Raw genomic sequence first — 9,352 nt, 5'->3', positions numbered from 1 at the left:
GTGGTGTCCAGCCGAACCGTCCAGCCTGGGGGCTCCAGAAGGGTTTTGACGTGGTCGGGATTCTTGTACTTGTCGTAGGTCTCGCTCGAGGGGTCGCGGTCGCAGGGCCGCTTGGGGTCCTGGCCCGTGGCGTCGCAAGGGGCCTTGGGATCGTAGATCTCCAGCTCGGGCACACTCCTGCGGGCGGAGAGGCCAAGGGAGGTCTTTAGGTTGCGAAGCTCCTTGGAGAAGGGCCTGGCCAGACTGAAGGCCAAGCCGGACCGCCTTTCCGTGTACTCCCAGCCCGTGTCCGTGGTCCCATCCAAAAGCTTGATGTTCCCCACAGGGGTGGTGTAAAGGGAGAGGCTGAGGCTGGTGCGGACATCCTGTAAGTCGGCGAACTCCAGGTAGAGCCAGGGGATCTCGTAGCTCAAAGAGAAGGAGAGGTTGTCCTTGGCGTCGTTTTGGACAAAGGCCAGATCCGCCGAAACCCTGTGGCCGAGGCCGAAGAGGTTGGTCTCCTTGAAGCTGGCGCTCCCGCTCCAGCCCTCGAGGGAGCTCCAGCCCAGACTGGGGGTGAAAAGCCCCGTCCGAGCCTCCTTCATCCGCAGGACCAGGACCACCTTGTCCGGGCCCTCCCCCGGCTCGGTGAGGACCTGGGGCGGGCCGGCGAGGAGTCCGGTGGCCATGAGGTTGGTCAGGGCCCTCCGGAACTCGAAGACGTTGAGCAGGCTTCCCGGCTTGGGCAGCTCCCGCAGGATGACCTCGTCTTGGGTGCGGTGCCCCCCTTGCCACTCCAGGCGGTAGCCCTGGATCCGGACCTCCTGAAGCACCTGGGTGTAGACCCCGTCTTGGTAGGAAGGTTTGGGCTCAGGGACGAGTTCGTACCCATTTTTCCGGTAGAAGTCGAGAAGGCGGCCGAAGTCCTCCTGGGCCAGGGCCGGCGTATAGACCTCCCCTGTTCGGAGGCGGAGGAGGGGCAGGAGCTTTTCCGTGGGGAAGGCGGTGTTGCCCAAAAGGCGCACCTCCTGGATGACCCCGCCCTCCGCCCCCGGCTTGAGCCGGATGTTCACCTCGCGTCCAGAGACCTCTAGACTGAACTCCACCTGCCTCGAGAGTTTCTTGGAAAGCGCCCGGACCCCTTCCAGAAGCTGATCGTAGTTAAAGAACTCCCCGGGCTTGAGGGGGAAGCCGGAAAGGTCTAGACCCTCGCCTTCCAGCCTCCCCACCTTGAGCTCCCGGATCTGGACCCGGAGGGTCCCCTCGGAAAGAAGGCTGGCCTCGAGGTCTACCCCGCTTCCCCGGTACCCCCTCTCCTGGTACAGCTGGGCCACCTTCTGGACCGCCGCCTGGTACTTGGCGGAGGAGAAGGGGCCCTTCAACTCCTGAAAAGCCCTTTCGATCTCCTGGACGGGCACGAGGCTGGCGCCTACCACCTGGACTTCCTTGACCTCTACCCCCTCTTCCACCTGGAAGACGAGCGTCACCCCATCCGGGCCTTCCTTGGCTTCAACGCTCACCTTGGGCGTGAAGGGGAAGCCCGCCTGGCGGAAGGCCTGGGCCAGGGCGGAGGCGGCCTCCTGGACCCTTTTGGGGTTGTAGGTCGCCCCCGGGCCCAGGGCAAAGTTCTGCTCTAAAAACCGCTTAAGCCCGGCCTCCGGAAACGCCTGGGTCTGGATCCGGACCTCCCGGAGGGGGGGGTTGGGCACCAGGACCACCCGTAGGACCCCTTCTTGGAAGGAAAGCCGGACCTCTTTAAAGAACCCGGTCTCCAAAAGGGCCCTTCGGGCGGCCTCGAGGTCTTGGACATCGTCCCCCTCCGAGAAGGGGAGGCTGACCCGGGCCAGGGCCTGGAGGACAGGGTCAGCCCCCTCCACCACGATCTCCTTGATGGGGGCCGCTAGGGCGAACCCCAAAAGGCATAGAGCGAGAAGCCGTTTCATCGCATCAAGCTTACCGGAAAGCCCTTAGCGTTGGGTGAGGAGTCTGGGTATACTGAAGGGCATGGTGTACGAAAAGATCCAGGAGGCGGTGCAGGTGATCCGTTCCCAGACCGACTTCCTTCCCGAGGTGGGGGTGGTTTTGGGCTCGGGCCTGGGCCCTTTGGCTGAGGAGGTGGAAAGGGTAGCGGAAATCCCTTACGAGGAGATCCCTCATTTTCCCCGCTCCACCGCTCCTGGCCATGCGGGACGTCTGGTGCTTGGCCGATTGGAGGGCAGAAGCGTCTTGGTCTACCAAGGCCGGGTCCACTACTACGAGGGCTACAGCGCGGAGGAGGTGGCCTTTCCGGTCCGGGTGGGGTTCTTTCTGGGGGCGAAGACCTTCCTCCTCACCTCCGCCGCCGGGGGGCTTAACCCGCGGTTTTGGGCGGGGGGGATCATGCTCCACCTGGACTACATCAACTTCGCGGGCGCCAACCCCTTGAGGGGCCCGAACGACGAGCGGCTGGGCCCCCGCTTTCCGGTGATGTTTGAGGCGTACGACCCCGGCCTCATCGATCTGGCCCGAAGGGTGGCCCGGGCACAGGATCTGCACCTATTCGAAGGGGTTTACGCCTGGTTCATGGGCCCCTCCTTTGCCAGCCGGGCCGAGCTTAGGCTTCTGCGTGATCTAGGAGCGGACGCCATCGGCATGTCCACCGTGCCGGAGGTCATCGCCTTAAGGCACCTGGGGGCGCGGGTCTTGGGGCTTTCCACGATCACCGATATGGCGGTGCCCGAGCGGGAGCACCACGCCACAGAGGAGGAGGTTCTGAGGGTGGCCCAGAAGACCGGGCCCGTCTTTCGGCGATTTATCCGGGGTATTCTGGCAGGGCTATGAGCCTTCCCAGGGTTCTGGAGCGCATCGCTCAGGCGGCCAGGAGGGCGGGGCGCTCCCCAAGCGAGGTGAGGCTTGTGGCCGTCACCAAGGGCCACTCGGTGGAGGAGATCCGGGAGAAGGTCCTGGCGCATGGGGATTTCCCCCTAGGAGAGAGCCGGGTACAGGAGGCTCTTTTGAAGATGGGGGTCCTTTCCGCCGAGTGGCACTTCATTGGGCCCTTGCAGACCAACAAGGCCAGGTTCATGCCCCGCTTCGCCCTGGTCCATTCCCTGGATTCCTTGCGTCTGGCCCAGGCTTTGAACCGGGTGGGGGAGAAGGAAAGGCGGCCCTTGAGGGTCTTGGTGGAGGTGAACCTGGGTCGGGAGCCCCAGAAGCACGGGTTCTTGGAGGAGGAGCTCCCCGAGGCCTTGGCCCGGATCCGCGAGCTGCCCTTCCTCACCGTGGAGGGCCTGATGACCGTGCCCCCCATCGCCTCGGAGGCTGTCCTGCGGCCTCTTTTCGCCCGGCTCTCCCTTTTGGCGGACCGCTTTGGCCTTAAGGAGCGCTCCATGGGTATGTCCGATGACTTTGAGCTGGCGGTGGAGGAGGGGGCGACGCTGGTCCGGGTGGGCCGGGCGGTCTTTAGCGTAGACTGAGGCCGATGGACCTAACCCCTTTGGACGTTCGCTATCAGGAGTTTCCTCGGGCCTTCCGGGGGTACAAGGTCAAGGAGGTGCGGGCCTATCTGGCCCGGCTGGCCGAGGCCATGGAGGCGCTTCTGGAGGAAAATCAGCGGCTAAGGGATGCTTTGAAGGAGAAGGAGGAGGCGCTTGCCCGGCTAAAGGAGGCGGAAGGGGAGCTCAAGCGGGCGGTGGTGGCGGCGGAGCGCATCGGCCGCGAGCTCAAAGCCCAGGCGGAGCGGGAGGCGGAGCTCATCCTCAAGGAGGCCAAAGCTGCCAAGGATGAGGTTTTAAAGGAGGCGGCGGAGGAGCTCAAGCGCCTGAGGATGGAGGCGGAGCAAGTCCGGACAGAGCGGAACCTTTTTATAGACCAGTTCCGGGGTCTACTCGAGGGCTACCTGGAGTCCTTGAGGCGGCTCGAGGAAAAATCCCCAGGCGGTAGAGGAGGTAAAGGCCCCACTCCCTGATCCAGTAGCTGAGGCTGTACTGGCCAAGGACCGGGTACCCATCCGCCTCGAGGCCCAGGCCTCGGGCCAGGAAGAGGGCCCGCCGGAGGTGGGGGGCATCGGTTACGATGAGCACTCGCCCCTTGAGAAAAGGGCGGAGGTTTTTGAGGTTTTCATGGGTGCTCCGGCTTCTCGTCTCACAGAGAAGGCGGTCCTTAGGTACCCCCCGCGCCCTCAAGAAAGCGCAGCCCGCCTCCCCCTCGCTCACCCGGTCCCCCGGCCGCCGGCCCCCGGCCACGGCGATGCGCAGGACCTGGCCCTTTTGGTAAAGCTCGAGCGCGGCCAGAAGCCTGCGGGCGAAGGCAGGGGAGGGGGTGCCGTCGTACTGGGCCGCGCCCGGGACCACCGCGTACTCATAGGGGCCGAGGGCCAGGGCAAGGGCGAAAAGGAGCCACACGCTTAGGAGCCTACGCCAGGAGGAGGCCGGTCTCAACCCCTGTGGTATACTGAAAAGGGACAGGTGGAGAAGGTCTTCGGACGAACCAGCGGCCTCAAGAAGAGCGAACTTAAGCGGTTAACCAACCTGTACCGCCGCCGCCTGCCCAAGGACCGGGTGATCACCCCGGAGGTCTCCCGCGCCCTGGCCCAGCTTTCCTGGGAGATCCGGCGCCCCATTAGCCTCCTTCTGGACCGGGAAGGCCGGGTGGTGCGGGTGGCGGTGGGGGATGCCAAGGAGCTTCCCATCCCGGAAAGGCCCTATGTGGAGACCCGGCTTTCCGGTTTCCGGGTCCTCCACACCCACCTTTCTGAGGGCGGGTTTTCCCGGCAGGACCTTTCCGTTCTTTTCCTAAACCGGCTGGACGCCATGGCCGCCCTCGAGGTGCAGGAGGGGGAGGCTGGACTTTTGCACCTGGCCCTCCTTTCCCCGCCCAAGGCCCGGGAGGAGGACTGGCAGATCCTGCCCCCCAGGCCCCCCTTCGCCTGGCAGGAGTTTGACCTTATGGGCGCGGTTTTAGCCCTAGAGGAGGAGCTTTCCCGCCACGGCCGGCTTCTGGAGGTCAAGGACGGCCAGGGGGAGCGGGTTATTCTGGTGGGGGTGGACCTGGGGGAGGGGCTGGAGGCGGAGGCGAACCTGGAGGAGATGGCGGAACTGGTCCGCACCGCGGGCGGGGTGGTGGCGGGGCGGAGCCTGGTTTTCCGAAAGGCCCTGGACCCCAGGAGCCTGGTGGGGCTGGGGAAGCTGGAGGAGCTGAAGAGCCTGGCCTACCACCAGGATGCCTCCACGCTGATCTTCGGCCTGGACCTCACCCCCGCCCAGGCCCGCGAGATCGAGGCCCTTACGGGGCTCAAGGTCCTGGACCGGACCCAGCTGATCCTGGACATCTTTGCCCTCCACGCCCGTACCCCCGAGGCCCAGGCCCAGGTGGAGCTGGCCCAGCTCAAATACCTTCTGCCCAGGCTTGTGGGCAAGGGGAAAGCGCTTTCCCGGCTGGGGGGTGGGATCGGGACCCGGGGTCCTGGGGAGACCAAGCTGGAGGTAGACCGGCGGAGGCTTTTAGACCGGATCCACCACCTCACGGAAAAACTCGAGGCCTACGCTCTGCGCCGCCAGGAGGCCCGCCGCCAAAGGAGGCGGCAAGGGGTGCCGGTGGTGGCGGTGGTGGGGTACACCAACGCGGGCAAGACCACCCTGATGCGGGCCCTGGCCAAAGCCGGGGAGGATGGGGAGGACAAGCTCTTCGCCACCCTTCGCCCCCTCACCCGCAAGGGGTTCATCCCAGGCCTGGGGGAGGTGTTGTACACGGACACGGTGGGGTTTATCCGCCATATGCCGGAGACCCTTTTCACGGCCTTTAGGGCGACCCTGGAGGAGGTGCGGGAAGCCCAGGTTTTGGTCCACGTTCTGGACACCTCCCGGGAGGGGGCTTTGGAGCGGTACCGGGTGGTGGAGGAGGTGCTCCGAGGCCTCGAGGTGGGGGCCCCCCGGGTCCTTGCCTTGAACAAGGCGGATAAAGCCGCCCCTTACGACCTCTCCTACCTCCAGGACCGCCTGGGCGGGGTGGCCGTCTCTGCCCTCAAGGGGACAGGGTTGGAGGCGCTTAAGGCCCGCCTAAGGGAGGTCCTACTCGCCCAGGGGGTCAGGCCCCAGGCTTGGGCCTGAGCCCTAGTAGGTGTGGAAGCCCTTCAGCCCCGTCTCCTCTCCCCAGCTGACCTCCACCCCCTCCACCCGGGCGAGCCTGGGGCCCTGCCTGAGGTGGTGCAGGAAAAGCTCCAGAACCTCCCTGGGTCCTTCCGCCACCACCTCCACCCGGCCGTCGGGTAGATTCTCTGCGTACCCGGAAAGCCCAAGCTCCAGGGCCTTCTGCTGGGCGAAGGCCCGGTACCCGACGCCTTGCACCCGTCCTTTCACCAGGGCAACCATCCGCGCCATGGCCTCATGCTAAGGGGTTTGCCACGCGGCTTTCATATCCTCTCGGTATCCTTAGGGTTGTGAGGCGGTGGCTCCTGGTGGCCCTGGGGGTGGGGGTGGGTCTCCTGTTAGGGTTTCCTCCCTTCCTCCACTTCGCCACCGAGAAGGCCCTTCCCCTTCTGGGGTTTTCCGGCACGGTCCAGTCCGTCCGGGGGCATCTCCTCTTTGGCCTCCGCCTCGAGGGGGTGGACCTGGCCTCCCCGGATCTCAGGCTTAAGGCAAAGAGGCTTTGGGTCTTTTACGACCTCCTGGGGCTCTTTAGGAAGGAGCTTCCCTTGAGCCTCCGCCTGGAAGGGGCCCGCCTCGAGCCCCGCTGGGAGGCCCTCATCCCCGAGGCGAAAGCACCGCCGCCTCCCGTGCGGCTGGTCTTTAGAAGCCTTGTCCTAAAGGAGGTGGAGGTGAGCCTTCCCCAGGGCCAAAGGCTCCACCTTCCCCCCCTTCGCCTCACCCTGAGGGGGGAAAACCCCTACCGCTTTCTAGCCCGCCTTCCCGGGGGCAGCCTCCAGGGGGAGGCAAAGGCCCTGGACAGGGAGCTTTCCTCTTGGGAGGTGCGCTACCAGGGGGAGCTTAGGGCCCTTTCCTTCTACTATCCGGAACTCCTGGGGGGCAGGGCCGAGGGGGTGTGGAGGGTTGGTCCTTCCGGGGTGGTGGGGGAAAACGAGCTCCGGGGGGGAAGGCTCCGCCTCGTGGGGTTTGAGATCTCCGAGGTGGAGGGGTCTGTGGAGTTCAAAGACGACCGGGTCCTGGCCCGGCTTAAGGGCGTGGGGCTCCAGGGGCCCGTGGAGGCCCGGGCCGAGGTGGACTTAAAGGCGAGCCGGTACCGCTTTCAGGTCCAGGCCAGGCCCAGCCTTCCCGCCTTGGCCCGGCATTTCCACCTGGCCCTGCCCGTGGAGGGCCAGGGGGTTTTGCACCTTAGGGGCGAGGGCTGGGAGAGGCTTCACCTGGAAGGGGCCTACCGGGGAGGAGGCCGGTTCTTGGGCCAGCCCCTTACCCTATCGGGAAGCCTGGGGTTTGACGGGGTCTTCTGGCTTAAGGGCCAGGCGGAAAGCCGGTATCTGGACCGGGCCTACCGGGTGCGGTTGGACCTTAGGGGGGGGCGGTACCAGGCCCGCCTCGAGGATGAGCTGGGAAGCCGGGTGGCGCTTTTCGGGGAAGGGGTGAGGACAAGGGCTCAAGGGGAGGTGGTCTGGCCCCGTCCCCTCCAAGGACGGGCCCGGGTTGTCTTCCAAAGCGAGGGGGATGCCTGGAGGGCCCGGGTGGAAAGCCCTGGGGTCGGCCTGGTGCTTACCCGGGGACTGGACCTTTCCGGCAGCCTCGAGGGAAAGGGAAACCAGGTGAAAGGGCGGCTGGGGCCGGTAGGCCTTTCAGGAAGTTGGGATGCCTTGCAGCTTTTCCTCGCCCCTACCCCCCTTTCCGTGGGGAGTCTCAAGGGGGAGGGGCGGCTTCAAAGGGGCCGCCTCGAGGCCCGTCTTTCCTACGACTCGCCCTATGCGGCGGCCCCCCTTCGCCTTTGGCAGGCGGGGGGAGGGGGGGTTTTCCTCGAGGCCCCCGGGGCCTTGGGGGTTTACAAGGACGGGGTCTTTCGCCTAGATTTCAAGGGGCTTCCCGTTGAGGTGGGGGACCGGTTTCTCGTCTTTGGCCGGGCGGTGTACCAAAAGGGGCTCTCGGGGACCCTCCGGGTAAAAGGCCGGTACGCCGAGGCCCGGCTGGACCTGTTCACCCTGGGGGCCCGGATCCGGGGGGAGGTCCGGACCCCTTTGGGTGCTCGGCCCTTTTCCGGCGTGTATGACGAGAAGGGCCTTCGTCTATTTTCGGAAGGGCTTTCCGTCACCTACGCCTCCCCCCAGGAAGGGCTTCGCGTGCGGGGGGGTATGGCCCTTGGAGGCGTGAGGCTCCAGGCCGACTTCGGTTACCGGGAGGGGTTTTGGGGGTGGGCCAGCCTGGACTCCCCCCCTTACCAGCGCCTCCTCCTCTTGGGAGAAGGAAAGCGGGTTCGGGCCGAGGCCCGGGGCCTTCTGGAAGGAAGGGGGGAGGTTTACCCCCGGCTTCGGCTTTCGGGCCGGGTGAACTGGGGTTTGGAGGGCTTGGAGCTCCCCCCTTTGGCCTTTGCCCTGGACCCGGGGGGGGTTCGCCTGTTCGCTTCCCAGGGGGACGGCTTAAGGCGGGTGGGGGAGGTGCGGCCGGATGGAGGGTTTTCCGCCCGGATCGCGGGACGCTACCGGGGGGAGGGGTTTGCCCTCGAGGCTGCGGGCGGTCTGGGGCAAGGCCGGATCCTCCTTTCTACCCGGTACGGGAAGGTGCGTGCGGAAGGACCCTGGCGGAGCCTGGCCTTATCGGGCCGCCTCTTTTTGCCTTACCTGGGGGAGGGCAGGCTGGCCGGGAACCTAAACCTCCCGGCGCTTCGCCCCCAGGCCCTACTCACCTTCCCACAGGTCCGGCTGTCCGTGCGGGGGGAGGGGGGGCGGCTCCGCTTCACCTTTTCCGGCCTTGGGGGCCGGGCCTGGGGGGCGGGGTTCTACGATGGAAGGCTCCGCTACGCCGCCTTTTTCAACGAGGCGGACCTGGGGTCGTTTGGCCTTCCCTTGCGCCTTTCTGGCCGCTTCGAAGACACGGGCGGAAGGCTCAAAGCCTCCTCCCCTTACGGACAGGCGCTGTTGGAGGGAAGGGGCCCCTTGTCCGCCCAGGTCTTTTTAGACACGCTCTATGCCACAGGGGAGGGGGAGCTGGGCCCGGAAGGGGCGCGGCTTTCCCTCCACCTCAAGCCCCCTTTCCAGGGGGCGCTGAGCCTGGAGGGGCCTTGGCAGGCCTTGGCCCTCAAGGGGGAAGGAAGGGTGGAGTCGGGGGTGGGTCCACTGCCCTTCACCCTTTGGGCGGGCCTGGAAGAGGGCCAGCTCCGCTACCGGGTCAGGGGCCCCCTGACCCTCGAGGGAGAAGGGGCTTCGTACCAAGGGGTGTTGGACCTGCCCTTTGAGGCCTTG

At 66.1% G+C, this 9,352-nt stretch carries 8 protein-coding genes; 5 read left to right on the top strand and 3 right to left on the bottom strand.

Annotated features, from left to right (window positions below; all coding sequences use genetic code 11):
• A partial coding sequence (locus C4301_RS08115) for a BamA/OMP85 family outer membrane protein (RefSeq protein ID WP_352414593.1) occupies positions 1-1,922 on the bottom strand: 1,922 nt, incomplete at its 3' end.
• A 61-nt stretch (positions 1,923-1,983) separates the two neighbouring features.
• Between C4301_RS08115 and C4301_RS08110 the strand changes: the two genes are divergently transcribed.
• The 3 genes from C4301_RS08110 to C4301_RS08100 are packed head-to-tail and all read left to right on the top strand — an operon-like array spanning position 1,984 to position 3,925.
• Positions 1,984-2,799, top strand: coding sequence for a purine-nucleoside phosphorylase (locus C4301_RS08110; protein ID WP_352414592.1), 816 nt, complete (start codon positions 1,984-1,986; stop codon positions 2,797-2,799).
• On the top strand, positions 2,796-3,434 hold the full coding sequence (locus tag C4301_RS08105; RefSeq protein ID WP_352414591.1) for a YggS family pyridoxal phosphate-dependent enzyme: 639 nt from the start codon (positions 2,796-2,798) through the stop codon (positions 3,432-3,434). Before C4301_RS08110 ends, C4301_RS08105 begins: the two co-directional genes overlap by 4 nt.
• Positions 3,435-3,439: 5 nt before the next feature.
• The gene (locus tag C4301_RS08100) at positions 3,440-3,925 is read left to right on the top strand and encodes a DivIVA domain-containing protein (RefSeq protein WP_352414590.1); all 486 of its coding nucleotides are present in this window, start codon (positions 3,440-3,442) and stop codon (positions 3,923-3,925) included.
• On the opposite strand, the gene C4301_RS08095 is transcribed toward C4301_RS08100, so the two are convergent.
• Positions 3,822-4,361 carry a YdcF family protein gene (locus C4301_RS08095; protein ID WP_352414589.1) on the bottom strand — a complete coding sequence of 180 codons (540 nt, stop codon included), beginning with the start codon at positions 4,359-4,361 and terminating at the stop codon, positions 3,822-3,824. The two genes, C4301_RS08100 and C4301_RS08095, sit on opposite strands and share 104 nt — an antisense overlap.
• A gap of 63 nt (positions 4,362-4,424) precedes the next feature.
• On the opposite strand from C4301_RS08095, the gene hflX reads away from it, so the two are divergent.
• Complete coding sequence (hflX, locus tag C4301_RS08090) at positions 4,425-6,065, top strand: GTPase HflX (RefSeq protein ID WP_352414588.1); 1,641 nt, start codon at positions 4,425-4,427, stop codon at positions 6,063-6,065.
• 3 nt (positions 6,066-6,068) lie between these two features.
• Here hflX and C4301_RS08085 read toward each other — a convergent pair whose 3' ends face one another.
• The gene (locus tag C4301_RS08085; protein WP_352414587.1) at positions 6,069-6,335 is read right to left on the bottom strand and encodes an acylphosphatase; all 267 of its coding nucleotides are present in this window, start codon (positions 6,333-6,335) and stop codon (positions 6,069-6,071) included.
• 59 nt (positions 6,336-6,394) lie between these two features.
• On the opposite strand from C4301_RS08085, the gene C4301_RS08080 reads away from it, so the two are divergent.
• Positions 6,395-9,352 (top strand): translocation/assembly module TamB domain-containing protein (locus C4301_RS08080; RefSeq protein WP_503012411.1); only part of this gene is annotated, 2,958 nt, incomplete at its 3' end.

Source organism: Thermus sp. (genome assembly GCF_040290245.1).
GTDB lineage: Bacteria > Deinococcota > Deinococci > Deinococcales > Thermaceae > Thermus_A.
This window is presented reverse-complemented; position numbering and strand designations above follow the sequence as displayed.

Bases quoted from the DNA above. Each gene is read 5' to 3' on its own strand.
- C4301_RS08110 (WP_352414592.1), top strand. From the start codon at position 1,984: ATGGTGTACGAAAAGATCCAGGAGGCGGTGCAGGTGATCCGTTCCCAG.
- C4301_RS08105 (WP_352414591.1), top strand. From the start codon at position 2,796: ATGAGCCTTCCCAGGGTTCTGGAGCGCATCGCTCAGGCGGCCAGGAGG.
- C4301_RS08100 (WP_352414590.1), top strand. From the start codon at position 3,440: ATGGACCTAACCCCTTTGGACGTTCGCTATCAGGAGTTTCCTCGGGCC.
- C4301_RS08085 (WP_352414587.1), bottom strand. From the start codon at position 6,335: ATGGCGCGGATGGTTGCCCTGGTGAAAGGACGGGTGCAAGGCGTCGGG.